Source organism: Prauserella rugosa (genome assembly GCF_000719975.1).
In the GTDB taxonomy this organism is placed as follows: domain Bacteria; phylum Actinomycetota; class Actinomycetes; order Mycobacteriales; family Pseudonocardiaceae; genus Prauserella; species Prauserella rugosa.
Genome location: NZ_JOIJ01000001.1, coordinates 14,061 through 32,617, shown reverse-complemented (window position 1 = coordinate 32,617; position 18,557 = coordinate 14,061). Strand labels below are relative to the sequence as shown.

Here is an 18,557-nt window from a genome sequence, read left to right as displayed (position 1 = left end):
AACACGCGCACCTGGGGACGCAACACGGGTCAGGTTGGGGCTACTGAGCTCCAGGGGACCGTCAGCTCGCCGAGTCGCCAACGGGCGGGGCGGCCCAGCACCGGCCAACCGGACGCCGCCAGCAGTCGCACCGTCTCCGTCCACCGCGCCCGCGGGCCGTAGGCCGAGAACGGCGCCGCCGTCGCCCAGCACGCGTCCATCCGCGACAACAGGGCGTGGATCCGTTCGCCCGGAACGTTGCGGTGGATCAACGCCTTCGGCAGCCGTTCGGCCACAGTGGACGGACGGTCCAGTGTGGACGGACGACACGAGAGGGTCAGCGAAACCGGGCCGTCGTGGGACACCGTCGCCCAGGAACAGATCCGTCCGATCTCGTCGCACGTGCCCTCCACCAGCAGGCCGCCGGGAGTGATGCGCTCGAGCATCGAGAGCCACGATGGTTCGACGTCCGCCTCGGCGTACTGGCGCAGCACGTTGAACGCGCGCACCACCGCCGGGCGCGTCCCGGCGAGCTCGAAACCGCCGCGCCGGAACTCCAGCACCGGCGGTGCAGCCACGGCCGCGCCCGCGGCGACGCGCTCCGGATCCAGTTCCAGTCCCAGCACGCGGACGTCGGCGCATGTCGCGCGCAGGCGCGTGGCCAGCTCGACGGTCGTCACGGGGGACGCGCCGTATCCGAGGTCGACGACCAACGGTGAGGACTCCGAACGCAACGCCCTGCGCACGGCGAGATCGGCGACCATCCAGCGGTCGATCCGCCGCAGCCGGTTCGGATTCGTGGTGCCGCGCGTGGGCGAACCGACCGGCTTGGCCGGGTTCAGCGGCGCGCGAGCCACGACGTCGTGAACTCGGCCTCCCGCTCGAGCAGTGTCGTGACCTGCTCGGCGATCAGCCCCTCGAGCTTGCCGCCCACCAGCGGGATCCGCACCGTCACCTCGCCGCGGGTCACCTGTCGGGCGCCGTCGCCGTCCTCCTCGATCGACACGGTGCCGGTGATCTGCCCCGGAACGCCGTCGACCTGCGCGCGGATGCTGCCGGTCCCTCCGGAGAACGTGTGCTCCCTGCGCACCACCAGGTCGCCCGAGACGAACTTCTGGGCCACCGAGGGCAACTTGTCGGCAGGGACGCCCTGCACGAGCGTGTACCGGACCTGGTCGCCGTCCACCTCGTGGGATTCCAGTGCGGCGTTCGGGCCGCCGATCTCGGCCAGCCGCGCCCGCAACGCGGCATCGTCGGACTGGGCGGCGACGACGTCGGCCACGGAGGCGGGGAACGTCGCCCGGTGCTCGATACGGGAAGCCATGTGCAGGACAGTACCGTTGCGGGTTGTGAGCACTGTCGAAACGCCCACCTCCCACGACCTGCGCGCGTACACCACGCTGCGGCTCGGCGGTCCCGCGCGCCGCTTCGTCGAGGCGCGGACGGCTGCCGAGCTGGCCGAGACCGTCGGCGAACTCGACGCGGCAGGCGAGCCGGTGCTGCTGCTCGGCGGCGGGTCGAACCTCGTCGTCGCCGACGCCGGGTTCGACGGGGTGGTGGTCCGCATCGCCAACACCGGCTGGGACGGCTCCACGGTGTCGGCGGGCCAGGACTGGGACGCCTACGTCGCCGCGACCGTCGCCGAAGGGCTGGGCGGGCTCGAATGCCTGTCCGGCATCCCCGGCTCGGCGGGCGCGACCCCGATCCAGAACGTCGGTGCCTACGGCTGTGAGATCAGCGAGGTGCTGCACTCGGTGGAGCTGTACGACCGTGGGACGGGGCAGATCCGCACCATCCCGGCCGACGAGCTCGGCTTCGCCTACCGCACGAGCGTGCTCAAGGGCACCGACCAGGGCGTCGTGCTGTCGGTGCGGTTCAGCCTCAACGAGGACGGACTGTCGGCACCCATCCGTTACGCCGAACTGGCGCGTGCACTCGGGGTGGAGGTCGGAGAGCGGGTGCCCGCAGCGCAGGCGCGCGACGCGGTGCTGCAACTGCGCAGGCGCAAGGGCATGGTGCTCGACGCCGCCGACCACGACACGTGGAGCGCGGGCTCGTTCTTCACGAATCCGATCGTGCCGGACGAGCAGGTCGGCGACGTGCTCGCGCGGATCGGCGACGTCGTGGGTGCCGACGTCGCGGTGCCGCAGTACCCGGCAGACGGCGGTGTGAAGCTCTCGGCCGCGTGGCTGATCGAACGTGCCGGATTCGGCAAGGGACATCAGGGGCCGGGCGGCAGGGTGTCGCTGTCGACCAAGCACACGCTCGCGCTCACCAACCGGGGAGGCGCCAGCACGGAGGACCTGCTCGAGCTGGCCCGTGAGGTCGCGGGTGGCGTACGCGAGGTGTTCGGCGTGCAGCTGCGGCCCGAGCCGCTGCTCATCGGCTGCCGCCTCTGACCCCCGGCCAAGTCGTGAAACCGCGAGGCCGCGACGGTGGCGGGTGCCGCGTCGGGTGCCATCGAGGTCACCGTGGTGGCACCCGACGCGACACCCGCCCCACCGGCTACTCGCGGTGGAAGCGGCTGCCGTTGAGCTGGGCGCGTGGCTTCATGACGATCTGGTCGAGGTTCACGTGCGACGGCCGGGTCGCGGCGAAGGTGATCACGTCGGCGACGTCGTCGGCGGTCAGCGGCTCGTAGCCCTGGTAGACCTTCGCCGCCCGGTCGGTGTCGCCGTCGAACCGGTTGACCGAGAACTCGGTCTCGACCGCGCCGGGCACGATCTCGGTGATGCGAACCGGGTCGCCCAGGTGCTCCGAGCGCAGCGTGCGGTGCAGCGCCGACTGCGCGTGCTTGGCCGACGTGTAGCCCGAACCGCCGTCGTACACCTCGTGTCCTGCGATCGACGTCACCGTGATGACGTGGCCGTCCCCCGAGGCGACCAGCTTCGGCAGCAACGCCTTCGTGACCCGCATCGTGCCGAGGACGTTGGTCTCCCACATCCACCGCCAGTGCTCTTCGTCGGCGGCGTCGACGCGTTCCAGGCCTTTCGCACCGCCGGCGTTGTTCACGAGCACGTGGCACTCGGAGATCCGGTCGGTGAAGGAGGCAACGGAATCGGCGTCCGTGACGTCAAGAGAAAGGGCGGTGCCGGACGTCTCCTCGGCGAGTGCCTCGATCCGATCGAGCCTGCGGGCACCGAGAACGACGTGGAATCCGGCCTGGGCGAGCGACCTGGCGGTGGCTGCGCCGATTCCGGCGCTGGCGCCTGTGATGACTGCGGTTCTCATGCTCATGCCCGCATGTTGCCAGGTAATGTTGGAGTGCTGACGGGGGATCCGGTGGGGTCAGGGAGGTACGAACACGTGAATTTCCGGCATAACGTCCGGCTTGGCGGGGGAATCGCACGGATGGTCGAGCGCCGTAGTCTTCTGAAGGCGGCTGCCATCGCGGCGCCCGCGGGTGTGCTGGCCGCGTGTTCCGGTGACGACGCCGCCGACGGTGCGGGCGGCAGCGGCGGGGACGGCGGCGGCCAGGAGTCTCGTCCGGTCGCCTCGATCACGGCCGACCCGAAGCCCGACGCGACCGACGTCGACGTCACCTCGCCCGTGAAACTGACGGTCGCCGAGGGCACGTTCGACGACGTCAAGGTCACCAACGAGGACGGCAAGACCGTCGAGGGGTCGCTGAACGAGGACAAGACCGAATGGGTCAGCGGCGAACCCCTCGGCTACGGCCGCAAGTACACCTACGCCGCGTCGGCGACCGGCTCCGACGGCAAGAAGACCTCCTTCGACGGCACCTTCGGCACGGTCCAGCCCGCGTCGGTGGTCCGCGCCACGCTGTACCCGGGCGACGACGCCGAGGTGGGCGTCGGCCAGCCGATCACCGTCAAGTTCGAGGCCCCGGTGAGCGACCGTGCCGCCGCACAGCGCGCGCTGTCGGTGGAGACGTCGACGGAGGTCGAGGGCGCGTGGGCGTGGCTGAACGACCAGCAGGTCGACTGGCGCCCCCGCGAGTACTGGCCCGCGCACACCGAGGTCACGGTCACCGCGAAGCTCTACGGCGTGAACTACGGCGGCGGGGCGTACGGCAAGGCCGACGTGTCGACCTCGTTCCGGATCGGCCGTAACCAGGTCGTCAAGGTGCACACGCCCGAGCACCGGATGCGCGTCTACCGCGACGGCAAGGAAGTCGCCAACTATCCGTGCAGCAACGGTGAGGACGCCGATCCGAACCTGAACACGCCGAACGGCACGGTCATCGTCATGACCAAGGAGCCGACGTCGATCTTCGACAACGAGCAGTACGGCTACACCGACGTCAAGAAGACGTGGTGCTGCCGCATCTCCAACCACGGCGAGTACATCCACGAGAACGAGGAGAACGCCGCCAACATCGGCAAGGCGAACACCTCGCACGGCTGTGTCAACCTGTTCGCCGCCGACGCGAAGGCCTACTTCGACTCGGCCATGCTGGGCGATCCGGTGGAGGTCACCGGTTCCAAGGCGGACTTCCCGACCACGTCGGACGTCATGGACTGGCTGCTCGACTGGGAGACGTGGAAGTCCAAGTCGGCCCTGTGACCGGTCCGGTGGTCAGGCGCAGGCCGCCACGGACAGCACGGCCCCGGTGGGCGCTGCGGGAGCGCCCACCGGGGCCGGTTCGTGTAGAGGGGGCCGCCGGTCAGTCCTTGTGCCCGACGTGGTGGTTGTCCTTGTCGCGGACCTCGATGAGCGACCCCGCGGTGATGATGGCCGCGAGCACGACGATCGCGATGATCAGGATCTCGAGAAACATGGTCGACTCCTCGGCGCTGAGGGCCTGACCACCTCAGTCTACGCCTGGGAGCGGGCTGCTTCCTGCTCTTCCCTGCGGCGCGAGACCCGGAGGCTCAGGACCGTCACCACGGTCAGCACGACGACGATCGTCAGCAGCGACACCGGCGTGGGCACGGTCGGCACCGCGGGCCACACGGTGTGCGCCCAGTGCAGCACCAGCTTCACGCCGATGAACGCCAGGATGAGCGCGAGGCCGTGGTTGAGGTACACCAGCTTGGCCAGCACCGCCTGGAGCACGAAGTACAGCGCCCGCAGGCCCAGCAGCGCGAACGCGTTGGTCGCGAACACCAGGTACGGGTCCTCGGTGATGCCGTACACGGCGGGCACCGAGTCGACGGCGAACACGATGTCGGTGGCGAACACGGCGACCACGACGATCGCCAGCGGCGTCAGCGCACGCTTGCCCGCCTCGCGAACGGTCATCTTCGTGCCGCGGTAGTCGTCGGTGACCGGCATGATGCGGCGCATCAGCTTCACCGAGCGCATCTCGGAGGGGTCCTTCTCGTCCTGGTGGCCCTTCAGTGCCTCGAGCAGGATCTTCACCGCCGAGACGAACAGGATCAGGCCGAACACCAGGAACGCCCACGTGCCCGCCTTGAGCATGGCCGCACCGAGCGCGATGAAGATGCCGCGCAGCACCAGCGCGCCGACGATGCCGTAGAGCAGCACGCGCTGCTGCACCGCGGCCGGCACGGCGAAGCCGGTGAGGATGAGCATGAAGACGAACAGGTTGTCCACCGACAGCGACTTCTCGACGACGAAGCCGGTGACGAACTCGGTGGCCTCCGCGCCGCTGAACGCGAGCCACACGTAGACGGCGAACACGAACGGCAACGCCAGGTAGAACACCGACCACCCGACGGCCTCCTTCATGGAGACCTCGTGCGGCTTACGGGTGATGACGAAGTCGCCGACGAGCAAGCCGACGAGCACGGCGATGCTGATGGCCCACAGGCCGGGCGAACCCACAAAGACCTCCACGAACGCATGTCGAAACGTTCGAGGTCTCCTTCACCCGGCTCGGCCGGGCGGCCTGCCGAGAACGCGATCGGTGCGTTCGTACTGACCGGCAAGGCCCAGGGCGGAAGTACTCCCCTCGAACAGCAAGTGTCCGACACTCCGCGCGCGTGCGCCAGCCCGGGTCGGGTGAACGGGGAGCGAATCTCGTCACGTCCTGGGCGTTACGCCTGGTCAGGGGTGGATTCGCCGGAATTGTCGGTGGGGGTTCGTAGCCCGGCGGTGCAGGCGACGCGGCCCCAGTCGCTCGCCGTCGGAGGCCATCGGCCCCGCTCCGCCGGAGTGAGAGACTGCCGGGGTGCGAACCGAGGTCAGAGGTGCAGACGGGGTCCGGATCGGCGTACGCGTGGAAGGCGTGCACGGGGAGCCGGCGAGCCCGGCGCCGGTGATCGTGTTCGTCCACGGCTGGGCGCAGTCGGCTGACGCATGGGAGCTGCAGCTGTCCGATCCGCGACTGGCCGAGCACTTCCGCCTCGTCGCGATGGACCTGCGCGGCCACGGTCGTTCCGACGTGCCCGGCGCGGACGCGTACGGCGACTCCCGCGTGTGGGCCGACGACCTCGCCGCCGTGCTCGAGCTGGCAGGCGCTCCGGCGGTCGTCGTCGGCTGGTCGTACGGCGGCCTCGTGGTCACCGACTACGTGCGGGTCCACGGCACCGCGAACCTCGCAGGCATCGTCTACGCCGGGGCCATCACCGAACTGGGCCGCGACCAACCGGGTGGTGTCGTCGGCCCGGCGATGCGCAACGCCCTGCCCGATGCGCTCTCCGCCGACGACGAGGTCGCCCGGCCCGCGGTCCGCAGGCTGTGCGGCGGCATGACGGTGGGCTCCGGCGGTGAGGCGTTCGTTGACGACATCCTCGCCGTGCCCGCCCACGTCCGTGCAGGGCTGTTCCGCAGGACGGTGTCCTCGGCCGGCGTCCTCGGCGGCATCGACGTGCCCACGCTCGTCGTCCACGGCGAACGGGACGCCGTTGTCGACATCACGGCAGCCGAGTACGTGGCAGGGAAGATTCCGGGGGCCCGCACGCGTTGGTTGCCTGGGGTGGGCCATCTTCCTTTCGCAGAGGAAGTCCGAACCTTCGACGAGGAGCTGGCGGCCTTCACCCGCGACGCGTACAGAAAGGTGAACCGGTGACGATCTCCTGGTACCGGCCGGCCGCAGTGACGCAGCAGCCGCGCCGGGTGGCGGTGCTGTCCGTACACACCTCACCGTTGGAACAACCGGGCACCGGTGACGCGGGCGGGATGAACGTCTACATCGCGCAGACGGCCCAGGAGATGGCCAGACGCGGCGTCGAGGTGGAGGTGTTCACCCGCGCGACCGCCTCGGATCAGCCTCCGGTGGTCGAACTGGCGCCCGGTGTGCTGGTGCGTCACGTTCCCGCAGGCCCGTTCGAACCGCTGTCGCGTTCGGAGCTGCCCGCCCAGCTGTGTGCGTTCACCAACGGCGTGCTGCGGACCGAGGCGTTCCACGAACCGGGGTACTACGACCTGATCCACTCGCACTACTGGCTCTCGGGCCAGGTGGGCTGGCTGGCGCGGAACCGTTGGGGCGTGCCGCTGGTGCACACGGCGCACACGCTCGCGAAGGTGAAGAACGCCGCGCTCGCCGAGGGCGACACCCCCGAGCCGCGTACCCGCGTGATCGGTGAACAGCAGGTGGTCGACGAGGCGGACCAGCTGATCGTCAACACCGGCGTCGAGGCGGACCAGCTGGTCGAGCTGTACGGCGCCGATCCGCGCGCGGTGCGGACCGTGTCACCGGGTGTGGACCTCGAGCGTTTCCGCCCCGGTTCGCAGGATGAGGCCCGTGACCGGCTCGGCCTGTCGCGCGACGCGGTGGTGCTGGCGTTCGCGGGCCGTATCCAGCCGTTGAAGGCGCCGGACGTGTTGTTGCGTGCCGCGGCGGAACTGGTGCGAACCAGGCCGGAACTGCGCAGCAGGCTCGTCGTCCTGGTCGCGGGTGGGCCGTCGGGAAGCGGTCTCGACCAGCCGGAGTCGTTGAAGGCGCTGGCGGTGTCGCTGGGTATCGACGATCTGACGCGGTTCCTTCCACCGCAGGCGGGCGACGGCCTGGTGACGGTGTACCGCGCGGCGGACGTGGTGGCGGTGCCGAGCCACAACGAGTCGTTCGGCCTGGTGGCGTTGGAGGCGCAGGCGTGCGGCACCCCGGTGGTGGCGGCGTCGGTCGGCGGCCTGCCGGTGGCGGTCGACCACGGCGTGTCGGGTCTGCTGGTCGGGTCGCACCGCGCGCCGGAGTGGGCCGAGGCGTTGGCGGAGGCGGCGTTGCGGCGCCGCGGTGAGTTGGCTGACGGTGCGGTGCGGCATGCGCGCCGGTTCTCGTGGCAGCGCACGACGGACGCGTTGCTGGGAAGCTATGCCGATGCGCGCGGCGCGTTCCGCCGCGCGGCGTTGGAGGTGGCGGTGTGAGTTCGTCGGATGCCGTGGCCCGCGCGGATGAGACGGTGCGCGCGGCGCTGGACGCTGCGGAGGTGCCGTACGACCGGCGCGGTGCGGGTGTCTACTTCGTGACCCTGCCCGGGACGAAGAAGTTGCAGACGAACGCGTGGTTGGTGGTGCGGGAGCATTCGCTGGCCGTGGAGGCGTTCGTGTGCAGGCGGCCGGACGAGGCGCACGAGGACGTCTACCGGTTCCTGCTGCGGCGGAACGCGAAGCTCTACGGCGTGGCGTACACGTTGGACTCTGCGGGCGACATCTATCTGGTGGGCCGGTTCGGGTTGGGCACGGTGTCGGCCGAGGAGATCGACAAGCTGCTCGGGCAGGTGCTGGAGACGGCCGACGGGGATTTCAACACGTTGTTGGAGTTGGGGTTCGCGAGTTCGATCCGCAGGGAGTGGGACTGGCGGGTCAGCCGCGGCGAGTCGCTGGCGAACCTGCAGGCGTTCAAGCATCTGGTGGAGCCGAGTGGCGACCACGAGCCGGGCGCTCTGACGGACGACTAGCCGCTCTTTTCGCCGCCGGGGTGCCGACCGTGATGTCGCCGCCCCTGGTGCAGACCTTGAGCGAAGCGAGCGGTAAGCGGTGCTGGTGGGTACGGGATCGTGCCCGGTGCCGGGGGTGAGGAGCTCGCGCCGTGGGGGTTGCAGGGGGCTCGGCCCCCTGGGCTCAGCGAGGAGACCGCGAGAGGCGAGCGTGTTCGGTGAGCACACTGCTCCCAAGCGGTCGACGGGGCGGCTCGAGGGAGGGGGGAGTCGCGAACTCGAGCCGCCCCGTGGACCTTCCCGCCCGTGTGGACCCGGTGACGAGGGGGATGCCAACGGGGCCGGCGGGTCGCAGCTCGGCAGGGGGGAGACGAGCTGCGATCTGTTCCCGCGTGGGTCGGCCCGGGGAGTGCGTGGTTTCCGGGCCGCGCGGGTTCAGTGTCAACTTGTCAGACTCGGCACTGTAATCACAAGACTACTCGCTACTCTATTCGAGTGAATTTAGTGGCTGCGTTGAACACACTGCGGTCTTGTTAACGTTATTGACACGAAGGTGTACGCCCCGATCGAGAGTTAGGGGCGTTTTCACTCTGCGTTGGCGACACTCTGTGTAGAGCGCGCGCGAGCGCGCGAACGCGAGGTAGCGCAGTGGCGGAGGTCGCGCCAGTCGATCCGGTCTCCTCTGGCAGGCTGAGTACTATGGCCGAACTTGGGACTCTCGTGCTGCTGCGACACGGGCAGAGCACATGGAACGCGGAAAACCTGTTCACCGGCTGGGTCGACGTCGCGCTCTCGGACCAGGGGGAACAGGAGGCACGGCGCGGCGGCGAGCTGCTCGCCGAGGCCGGCCTGCTGCCGGACGTGGTGCACACGTCGTTGCTGCGCAGGGCCATCTCGACGGCCAACATCGCGCTCGACGCCGCCGACCGGCACTGGATCGACGTGCGGCGCAGCTGGCGGCTCAACGAGCGTCACTACGGCGCGCTGCAGGGAAAGAACAAGAAGGAGATCGCCGACGAGTTCGGCGAGGAACAGTTCATGCTGTGGCGTCGCTCGTACGACACGCCGCCGCCGGAGATCGAGCCCGGCAGCGAGTTCAGCCAGGACGCCGACGCGCGCTACCAGGGCATCGACGGTGAGCTGCCGCTGACCGAATGCCTGAAGGACGTGGTCGAGCGGCTGCTGCCGTACTGGGAGCAGTCCATCGTCCCGGATCTGCGCGCGGGCCGGACCGTGCTGGTGGCCGCGCACGGCAACTCGTTGCGTGCGCTGGTCAAGCACCTGGACGGGATCTCCGAGGCCGACATCGCCGGTCTGAACATCCCGACGGGCATCCCGCTGCGCTACGACCTCGACGCCGACCTCAAGCCCACCAACCCGGGCGGCACCTACCTGGACCCGGAGACGGCGGAGAAGGCCGCGGCCGCGGTCGCCAACCAGGGTCGCTGACCCGGCATTCCCGAAACTCCGCGGGCCCGCACTCGACTCGAGTGCGGGCCCGCGCGTGTTTGCCCTGGCGGACGCCCCGGATTCCCACGCGGTGCTCTGGCTCGCTCGTCCGACGATCGGTGGGTTCCGGCAACTCGTTCGGGCGATGTCTCACGGGGGCTTGGGCGTACTCCAGGTGAACTGGATCTTGCCTGGTAGCGAACACGTGGCCCAGGAGTGTCAGGCCGGTCACGGGACGGCCGCCAAGCCTAGGACAACGCCCCTCCCGGGTGCTTACGATGCGAAGCGTGACGGCGTCCGGATCGGTCCTGCTGGCCACTGCCGCTCTGGTGGTCGGCATCGCTGTCGGTTTCTTCTTCTTCCGCACCCGAGGCAGGGACACGCCTCCGCCGGTCGGCCCGACCACCGCGGAACTGCTTCTGCGCTCGGTGCGTTCGTCGGAGACCGGCGTGGTGCTGCTCAATCGTTTCGGCGACCTGGTGCTGAGCAACGCCCGTGCCGAGGAACTCGGCCTGCTGCGGGTCGGCCAGGTCGACTCCCGCGTGCGCACCGCCGCACTGCGGATCGTGGAGGAGGGCGGGCCGGCCCAGGTCGACATCTCCCCCGAGGAGGTGCGAGGCAGGCAGCCCGAGGCCGTCGCCGCGCACCTGCGCGGGCTCGGTGACGGCTTCACGATCGTCGAGGCCGTCGACCACTCCGAGGCCGCCCGGCTGGAGGCGACGCGCCGGGACTTCGTCGCCAACGTCAGCCACGAGCTCAAGACCCCGGTGGGCGCCATCGCCCTGCTCGCCGAGGCCGTGCTCGACGCCGACGACACCGACGAGGCCCGCCGGTTCAGCGAGAAGATCCTGCGCGAGTCCACCCGTCTCGGCAAGCTCGTCACCGAGCTGATCGCACTGTCCAGGCTCCAGGGTGCGGAGCGTCTGCCCGAGCTGACCGTCGTGGAGGTCGACGACGTCGTCACCGAGGCCCTGTCCCGCACCAAGCTCGCCGCGGAGACCGCGGAGATCACGGTGACGACCGACGGCCCGAGCGGTCTGCGCGTCGACGGTGACCGCACGTTGCTGGTCACCGCGCTGTCGAACCTGCTCGAGAACGCGATCGCCTACTCGCCGCAGGGCAGTCCGGTGTCGATCAGCAGGCGGATCACCGACGGCCACGTCGAACTCGCCGTCACCGATCGCGGCATCGGCATCGCGCTCGACGAACAGCAGCGCGTGTTCGAGCGCTTCTACCGCGCCGACAAGGCGCGGTCGCGCGCCACCGGCGGCACCGGTCTGGGCCTGGCGATCGTCAAGCACGTCGCGGCCAACCACGGCGGCGAGGTGCGGCTCTGGAGCAGGCCGGGCGTCGGGTCCACCTTCACCGTGCGCATCCCCGCCGGCGGCACCGCCGAGGGTGACGAGAGCCCAGCCGCCGACACCGCCGACACCACAGCCACCGGCACCACAGCCACCGCCGGCACCACAGCCGAGACCTCGGACACCGCCGCCGACGCGACGGTGTCCACCCAGGCGCAGGAGCCGGCAGCGGCGCCGGCGTCCGAGACCTCGGATCAGGGGCAGAACACACCCGAGCAGCCCCTGGTCTCCAGCGTGCGGGAACGCACCGAACCGGGAGGAACAACGCAGTGACCAGGGTTCTGATCGTCGAGGACGAGGAGTCGTTCGCCGACCCGATGGCCTTCCTTCTCCGCAAGGAGGGGTTCACGGCCGCGCTCGCGACGACCGGCCAGCAGGCGCTCGAGGAGTTCGACCGCAACGGTGCCGACATCGTGCTGCTCGACCTGATGCTGCCGGGCATGAGCGGCACCGACGTCTGCAAGCAGCTGCGGGCCCGCTCGTCGGTTCCGGTGATCATGGTGACGGCGCGCGACAGCGAGATCGACAAGGTCGTGGGCCTCGAACTGGGCGCCGACGACTACATCACCAAGCCGTACGCCGCGCGGGAGCTGATCGCCCGCATTCGCGCGGTGCTGCGCCGCGGCGGCGAGGCGGCCGCGGCCGAACCGGAGGCGGCGCCGCTGGTGCTGTCGGCGGGACCGGTGCGGATGGACGTCGAGCGGCACGTGGTGACCGTCGACGGGGAGGACATCTCGCTGCCGCTCAAGGAGTTCGACCTGCTCGAGTACCTGCTGCGCAACGTCGGCCGGGTGCTGACCCGCAGCCAGCTGATCGACCGCGTGTGGGGCGCCGACTACGTCGGTGACACCAAGACCCTCGACGTGCACGTCAAGCGGCTGCGTTCGAAGCTCGAACCGGACCCCGGCCAGCCGCAACACCTGGTTACGGTGCGTGGGCTCGGTTACAAGTTCGAGGCGTGATCCGCGGGCCCGGTACCGTGGACACCCGTGCGCCTAGGGGTTCTTGACGTCGGTTCCAACACCGTCCACCTGCTCGTCGTGGACGCGCACCGTGGTGGGCATCCGACGCCCATGCACTCCGAGAAGACGGTGCTCAGGCTGGCCGAACAGCTGAACTCCCGCGGCGAGCTGACGAAACGGGGCATCTCGACCCTGGTCGACGCGGTCGAGTCGGCGAAGGAGTCCGCGCAGCGGCGCGGCTGCGAGGACGTCATGGCGTTCGCCACGTCGGCCGTGCGCGAGGCGACGAACACCGAGGAGGTGCTCGCGACCGTCGCGGAGCGGACCGGTGTGGACCTGCACGTGCTGACCGGCGCCGACGAGGCGAAGTTGACGTTCCTCGCCGCGCGCCGCTGGTACGGCTGGTCGGCGGGCAGGCTGCTGGTCCTCGACATCGGGGGCGGTTCGCTCGAGGTGGCGATGGGCATCGACGAGCGCCCCGACCTCGCCGAGTCGCTGCCGCTCGGTGCGGGCCGCATCACGCGCACCCGGTTCTCCGACGATCCGCCGAAGCGCTCCGAGATCGTCGCCACGACGGCGTGGTTGGACGACGAGCTGTCCGGTCTGGCCAAGCGCATCCGTAAGCTGGGTGAACCGGATCGGGTGGTTGCGACGTCGAAGACCTTCCGGTCGCTGGCCCGGTTGACGGGTGCGGCACCGTCGTCGGCGGGCCCGAGGGTGCTGCGCACCCTCACCGCCACCGGACTTCGGCAGCTCATCTCGTTCATCACCCGGATGTCCTCGGGTGATGTCGCCGAACTGGAGGGGGTCGGCGCCAGCAGGGCACACCAACTGGTGGGCGGCGCGCTCGTCGCGGAGGCGACGATGCGTGCGTTGTCGCTCGAGCGGTTGGAGATCTGCCCGTGGGCTCTGCGTGAAGGTGTGATTCTGCGCAGGCTGGACCTTTCCAACGGCGAAGACCAGACTGCGTTGATGACCGGGCGGGGCCGGGGATGAGACGCGTTCGGGTCACACTGGACGTACACAACTGGCGACGGGCACGGTGGAAGGGATGACTCGAGACAGCGACGGCGAGCGGCAGCAGAAGACAGTTGCCGAACTGCTCGCCCAACACGGCGGACAGACCGGTGGCGGGACTCCCCGTCGTCGGCGACGTCGCGCTGCCGACGAAACCGGTGAGCAGCCGAGCATCACCGACACGGCTCCGCAGGCCATCATCGAACGGGTGCGCGGCGAGAGCGCCTCGGGTGAGCAGCCGCAGGCGGGAGGGCGCCCGGCCAACGGGGCCGCCCCCGTGAACGGTGCTTCTCCGGCGAACGGCACGCCGCCTGCCGGTGGGCCGCCGCAGCCGAACGGGGCACCCCAGAACGGAGCACCACAGCCCGGCCCGCCGAACCCCCAGGCGGGCGGACCGCCGCAGCCTGGCCGGCCACCACAGCCCCCGGCGCAACAACCCTCGTCGCAACAGCCCCCGGCGCAGCCCCCGCGTGGTCCGCAGCAGAACTCCGGCGGGTTTCCCGCGCCGCCCGCGCGTGGCGGCGCGCCCCAGCAGTCCGGGCCGCACGCCGTGCCGCCCGCGGAGGCAGGCCAGGGCGCGCCCCAGGCCCCCGCGCCCCAGCAGTCCTCCGGCGGGTTCTTCTTCTCGCCGCAGAACGAGGGTGACGAGGCGCAAGCCCCGGAGGGTCCCGCGGCGTCGCAGTCCGGCGCGGCACCACCACCCCAGCCGCCCGCAGCCCAGTCGCCTGCGCCCCAGCCGCCGGCACCGCCGCTGCGCAGGCGACGTCCGTGGCGCGGCAGACCCGCGCCCGCCCCTGAGCCCGAATCGCACACCGAGCAGATTCCCGCCGTCTCCGACGACCCCGACGCGGGAACGGCCACGGCTGCGCCGGTCGCGGCGTCCGGTCCGGTCCGGTCGGACGAGCCGCCTGCGGGTCTGGCCAACTGGCGGCGCAAGCGGCGTCAGGCCCAGGCGCGCGAACAGCAGCAAGCCGAACAGGACACCGAGGTCGGCATCACCCCGGTCGTGCCGTCCGCCCCCGCCAACGCCGCGGCACTCGGTGCGGCCGCGTCGGCGCCCGCCGACGACACCGCCGCGGCGCCGCAGGACTCCACGGCACAGGGATCAACGGCGCAGGGATCAACGCCGCAGGCGGGGCAGGCGGCCGAGCAGGCCGACGAAGGTCCCGCCACCGGCTTCTTCGTGCCGAACTTCGACGACGATGACGACGACCAGGACGCGGCGCAGGATGCGCAGGTGTCGGGTCCCGGCATCGGCGGTGCCCTGGGTTCCGGCGCTCCGGCCGCGGGCGGGTACGACCAGGCCTACGACGCCGAGTACCCCTACGACGAGGCCTACGACCAGGGCTACGGCGACTACCCCCACGCCGGCTATCCCGACAGCGACTACGCCGACGCCGACTACCCCGAGTCCGACTACCCCGAGTACGGCGAGTACGCGGGTTACGACGACACCGCCTACGCCGAGCCCGGGTACGACGACGATTACGAGCGCGGTTACGAGGGTGACTACGACGCGGCCGAGGACGACCGTTACGCCTACGACGACCGCTACGCCTACGCGGGCGAGTACGACGAGGACGACGAACGTCCGGCCGCCGGGGTCACCGACGAGGTCGACGAGGAGGAGCCCTCGCCTGCGAAGCAGTGGCTCGCACTGGCCGGGCAGCTCGCGTTGGGCGTCGCAGGCGGAGCGGCGGTGTGGCTCGGGTTCAACTGGCTCTGGGGCCAGCTGCCCGCGGCCGCGCTCATCGCCGCGCTGATCGTCACCGTCGGCCTCGTGCTGATCGTGCGTAAGGTCCGCCGCGCCGACGACCTGCAGACCACCGTGCTGGCGCTGCTCGTCGGACTCGTCGTGACGGTGTCCCCTGCCGCGCTGCTGTTGGTGACGAAGTAGCGCGTGATCCAGGTCGGACTCTCCACCGCGTCGGTATGGCCGCTGCGTGCCCGTTCCGGCTTCGAGATGGCGGCCTCGCTGGGCTTCGACGGCGTGGAGGTGATGGTCTGGGCCGATCCCGAGAGCCAGGACGTCACCGCCGTCCGCAGGCGCAGTCGTGAGACCGGGATGCCGGTGCTCGCGTTGCACGCGCCGTGTCTGCTGATCACCCAGCGCGTGTGGTCTCCCGATCCGGTGGTGCGGCTGCGCCGCTCGGTCGAGGCTGCGGTCGACCTGGGCGCGCCGACCGTCGTGGTGCACCCGCCGTTCCGCTGGCAACGTCGCTACGCGGCAGGCTTCGCCGACCTCGTGGCCGAACTCGAGGCCTCGAGCGGGGTGCACATCGCCGTCGAGAACATGTTCCCCGTGCGCACGCCGCGCGGGCGGACCGTGTCGGCGTTCCGGCCGTCGGTCGACCCGACCGACGTCGGCCACGCCCACTACACCCTCGACCTGTCGCACACCGCCACCGCGGGCATGGACGCGCTCGCCCTCGCCGAGCGGATGGGGGAGCGGCTCACGCACGTCCACATGGGAGACGGCACCGGGCTGGCCAAGGACGAGCATCTGCTGCCGGGCCGCGGCACGCAGCCGTGCGCCGAACTACTGGAGAAGCTGGCCGGCACCGGCTTCGGCGAGCGTGGCGGACAGGTCGTGCTCGAGGTCAACACCCGCAGCGCCCGGACCGAGTCGGAGCGGGCGAAGATGCTCAGCGAGGCGCTGCTGTTCACCCGGCTGCACCTCGGTTGAGGGGGCGGTTGAGGGGGCGGTCGAGGGGAGCTCCCTTATCCGCGTCCCGGCGATCGGCCGTCGAACTCGGGCCGCCTCATGATCGCGCTGTGGTGCGAACCACTCACGTGCCGTGACGAGCGGCGTAGCGGATTTTCAAGATCAATTTCCCCTCGGGTGGTGTGATCCACCGGTCGGGGAGCCGTATCGTTCCTTGTGTGGAGCCGCTGCGTTCACTCGACCCGATCGCCGACCGGCGTGGCGTGAACACATTGGTCGAATCGGGTGTCCGCCACGCGAACGGTGGGCAACACCCGCTTCCGCTGCCTATTCTGCGCGAGCACGGCCGCAGACAAGGGGGTGCGCGCGCCGGCCGCGTTGCGTCCCGGTTCGTGCCACTCTGCAGGCAGGTGGGAGAAGGGGTGACCGTGCGCGTCGACGTTCCGCCCGGTGCGAAGTGGGTCCAGTCCTGCGATCGGTCGCGTGCCGTGAAGTCGGGATCGTCGCGCGGTGCCGATCGGCTTCCACGGCCGTTGGCCAGCCGTTCGTGAGCGCCCCGGAGAGCGCCGCATTCGGGTCCGCGTGTGCCGTCCGTTCCCTCGGGGACGGGACGTTCACCGCCGACCTGCGGCAGGAATGGTCCATCGGCAACCATCCGCACGGCGGTTTCCTGCTCGCCCTGCTCGCGAGGGCCGCGTTGACGGCGGTGCGGGAAGCCGGCGAACCCGCGATCGACCCGTTGGTGGTGAGCGCGGAGTTCCTGCGCCCGCCCGCGATCGGCCCGGTGCTGTTGCGTACCGATGTCCGCAAGGTCGGCAGGCGCGCGACCGTCGTGGCGGTGACGTTGGAACAGCGCGGGCGCAGCTGTGTCGAGGCGAGGGTGACGGCCGGCAGGCTTCCGGTGCGCAAGCCGGACTGGCACGACGCCCCCTCAGCGCCGGTCGAACCACCGGCGGGCACCGTGCCGCTCGACGGCAACGACCTCGAAGGGGTCTTCCACCTCGCGCAAGGTTGTGAGGTACGGATCGACCCGGCCACGGCGGGATATCTCTCCGGCCGCACGGGCGACCCGCCGCGGCTGCGGCTGTGGGCCCGTCCGCGGAACGGCGTCGCCGATCCGTACTTCGCGCTGCTCGCAGGGGACATCAACCCGCCGGTGGTGTTCAACCTCGGCCGTGCCGGATGGGCGCCGACCGCTCAGTTGACGGCGTTGGTGCGCACCCGGCCGGCGCCCGGATGGCTGCGGGTACACGTCGAGAGCCGGTCGGTCCACGAGGGCTGGTTCGACTCCGACGCACTCGTCGTGGACGCCCAGGGCCGCATCGTCTGCCAGGCCCGCCAACTCGCCCTGGCCCCCGCCGCGCGGTGACGTGCTCGGGGTAGCGGGCGCCACCGACGTCACGTGGCGGCGTTCGAGCCGGGGTGGGCAGGCGCCTAACCTGAAGTCATGACTGTCGCTGTGCTTGGTGCCGGAAAGATCGGCGAGGCGTTGTTGTCCGGGTTGCTCCACGCCGGATACGCCCCGGAGGACCTGCTGTTCACGGAGCGGCACCCGGAGCGCGCCGCCGAACTGACCGAGCGCTACGGCGTCGCGGGGGTCGAGGTCGCCGATGCGGCCAAGCGCGCCGACGTGCTCGTCGTCGCCGTCAAGCCGCAGGACATCGACCCGGTGCTCGACGAGCTGTCGGGCCTCGTCGGCCCCTGCTCGCTGGTCGTGTCGATGTGTGCGGGCCTGCCGACGTCGTTGTTCGAACGCAGGCTCCCCGAGGGCACGCCGGTCGTTCGCGTCATGCCGAACACGCCCATGCTTGTCGGCGCCGCCATGAGCGCCGTCTCACCGGGCAAGCACGCCACTGATGAGCAGCTGCGCACGGTCGAGGAGCTGCTGTCGTCGGTCGGCAAGGTGATCGTGCTGCCCGAGTCGCAGCAGGACGCCGTCACCGCGCTGTCCGGGTCGGGCCCGGCGTACTTCTTCTACCTCGTCGAGGCGATGATCGACGCCGGCATCCTGCTCGGCCTGCCGCGGGCCGTGGCGCAGCAGCTGATCGTCCAGGCCGCCGTGGGCGCGGGCAAGATGCTCGACGAGGGCGGCCAGCACCCGGTCATGCTCCGCGAGAATGTCACCTCACCGGGGGGCACGACCATCAACGGCATCCGCGAGCTCGAGAAGCACGGCGTGCGTGCGGCCCTGCTCGACGCCATCGAATCGGCTCGTGATCGCTCCATCGAGCTAGGCAAGGTCCACGAGGAGTAACCCACTCGCCCGGGCGATCGCCTCGACGGCCGTCGCATTCGCCACACCCGTCCCGCTACCCTCGCTAATAGCACGTACGTGTCGAAGTCACACGGAGGGGAAGCCGCGTGGCGGGACACGTGCCCG

Annotated in this window: 17 protein-coding genes; 13 read left to right on the top strand and 4 right to left on the bottom strand. The window is 70.6% G+C overall.

The features are described from left to right. Positions 1 to 29: 29 nt before the first annotated feature. Together IF64_RS0100165 and IF64_RS0100160 are read right to left on the bottom strand one after the other, a co-directional pair. The gene (locus IF64_RS0100165; RefSeq protein ID WP_030529893.1) at positions 30 to 836 is read right to left on the bottom strand and encodes a hypothetical protein; all 807 of its coding nucleotides are present in this window, start codon (positions 834 to 836) and stop codon (positions 30 to 32) included. Next, positions 818 to 1,303 carry a DUF2505 domain-containing protein gene (locus IF64_RS0100160; RefSeq protein ID WP_030529892.1) on the bottom strand — a complete coding sequence of 162 codons (486 nt, stop codon included), beginning with the start codon at positions 1,301 to 1,303 and terminating at the stop codon, positions 818 to 820. The genes IF64_RS0100165 and IF64_RS0100160 overlap by 19 nt, the downstream gene beginning before the upstream one ends. A 25-nt stretch (positions 1,304 to 1,328) precedes the next feature. Here IF64_RS0100160 and IF64_RS0100155 point away from each other — a divergent pair, with 25 nt between their 5' ends. Beyond that, positions 1,329 to 2,378, top strand: coding sequence for a UDP-N-acetylmuramate dehydrogenase (locus tag IF64_RS0100155; protein ID WP_030529891.1), 1,050 nt, complete (start codon positions 1,329 to 1,331; stop codon positions 2,376 to 2,378). A gap of 106 nt (positions 2,379 to 2,484) precedes the next feature. Here the strand turns inward: IF64_RS0100155 and IF64_RS0100150 are convergent, their stop codons facing one another. Further along, positions 2,485 to 3,216 carry an SDR family oxidoreductase gene (locus IF64_RS0100150; protein ID WP_030529890.1) on the bottom strand — a complete coding sequence of 244 codons (732 nt, stop codon included), beginning with the start codon at positions 3,214 to 3,216 and terminating at the stop codon, positions 2,485 to 2,487. A gap of 114 nt (positions 3,217 to 3,330) precedes the next feature. On the opposite strand from IF64_RS0100150, the gene IF64_RS0100145 reads away from it, so the two are divergent. Continuing rightward, on the top strand, positions 3,331 to 4,506 hold the full coding sequence (locus IF64_RS0100145; protein ID WP_030529889.1) for a L,D-transpeptidase: 1,176 nt from the start codon (positions 3,331 to 3,333) through the stop codon (positions 4,504 to 4,506). Positions 4,507 to 4,758: 252 nt separating this feature from the next. On the opposite strand, the gene IF64_RS0100135 is transcribed toward IF64_RS0100145, so the two are convergent. Further along, positions 4,759 to 5,742, bottom strand: a complete 984-nt coding sequence (locus IF64_RS0100135; protein ID WP_030529888.1) for a TerC/Alx family metal homeostasis membrane protein — start codon at positions 5,740 to 5,742, stop codon at positions 4,759 to 4,761. Between the two features lie 334 nt (positions 5,743 to 6,076). Here IF64_RS0100135 and IF64_RS0100130 point away from each other — a divergent pair, with 334 nt between their 5' ends. The 11 genes from IF64_RS0100130 to proC all read left to right on the top strand — a co-directional run bounded on the left by IF64_RS0100130 (position 6,077) and on the right by proC (position 18,431). Then, on the top strand, positions 6,077 to 6,916 hold the full coding sequence (locus IF64_RS0100130) for an alpha/beta fold hydrolase (RefSeq protein WP_030529887.1): 840 nt from the start codon (positions 6,077 to 6,079) through the stop codon (positions 6,914 to 6,916). Continuing rightward, positions 6,913 to 8,211, top strand: coding sequence for a D-inositol-3-phosphate glycosyltransferase (mshA, locus tag IF64_RS0100125; protein WP_030529886.1), 1,299 nt, complete (start codon positions 6,913 to 6,915; stop codon positions 8,209 to 8,211). The genes IF64_RS0100130 and mshA overlap by 4 nt, the downstream gene beginning before the upstream one ends. Further along, on the top strand, positions 8,208 to 8,744 hold the full coding sequence (locus IF64_RS0100120) for a type III secretion system chaperone family protein (RefSeq protein ID WP_030529885.1): 537 nt from the start codon (positions 8,208 to 8,210) through the stop codon (positions 8,742 to 8,744). Before mshA ends, IF64_RS0100120 begins: the two co-directional genes overlap by 4 nt. A 678-nt stretch (positions 8,745 to 9,422) precedes the next feature. Next, positions 9,423 to 10,172, top strand: coding sequence for a phosphoglyceromutase (locus tag IF64_RS0100115; RefSeq protein ID WP_030529884.1), 750 nt, complete (start codon positions 9,423 to 9,425; stop codon positions 10,170 to 10,172). Between the two features lie 278 nt (positions 10,173 to 10,450). Continuing rightward, positions 10,451 to 11,806 (top strand): sensor histidine kinase, encoded by a 1,356-nt coding sequence (locus tag IF64_RS0100110; RefSeq protein ID WP_169741910.1) that lies wholly within the window; start codon positions 10,451 to 10,453, stop codon positions 11,804 to 11,806. After that, positions 11,803 to 12,495, top strand: coding sequence for a response regulator transcription factor (locus tag IF64_RS0100105; RefSeq protein WP_030529882.1), 693 nt, complete (start codon positions 11,803 to 11,805; stop codon positions 12,493 to 12,495). Before IF64_RS0100110 ends, IF64_RS0100105 begins: the two co-directional genes overlap by 4 nt. A 27-nt stretch (positions 12,496 to 12,522) precedes the next feature. Continuing rightward, positions 12,523 to 13,491, top strand: coding sequence for a Ppx/GppA family phosphatase (locus IF64_RS0100100; protein ID WP_030529881.1), 969 nt, complete (start codon positions 12,523 to 12,525; stop codon positions 13,489 to 13,491). A gap of 55 nt (positions 13,492 to 13,546) precedes the next feature. Continuing rightward, the gene (locus tag IF64_RS26920) at positions 13,547 to 15,409 is read left to right on the top strand and encodes a hypothetical protein (protein WP_157575493.1); all 1,863 of its coding nucleotides are present in this window, start codon (positions 13,547 to 13,549) and stop codon (positions 15,407 to 15,409) included. Positions 15,410 to 15,412: 3 nt separating this feature from the next. Beyond that, positions 15,413 to 16,198 (top strand): sugar phosphate isomerase/epimerase family protein, encoded by a 786-nt coding sequence (locus IF64_RS0100090; RefSeq protein ID WP_030529879.1) that lies wholly within the window; start codon positions 15,413 to 15,415, stop codon positions 16,196 to 16,198. 526 nt (positions 16,199 to 16,724) lie between these two features. Further along, positions 16,725 to 17,546, top strand: coding sequence for a thioesterase family protein (locus IF64_RS0100080; RefSeq protein ID WP_030529878.1), 822 nt, complete (start codon positions 16,725 to 16,727; stop codon positions 17,544 to 17,546). 78 nt (positions 17,547 to 17,624) lie between these two features. Then, positions 17,625 to 18,431 (top strand): pyrroline-5-carboxylate reductase, encoded by an 807-nt coding sequence (gene proC / locus IF64_RS0100075; RefSeq protein WP_030529877.1) that lies wholly within the window; start codon positions 17,625 to 17,627, stop codon positions 18,429 to 18,431. The last annotated feature ends 126 nt before the right edge of the window (positions 18,432 to 18,557 follow it).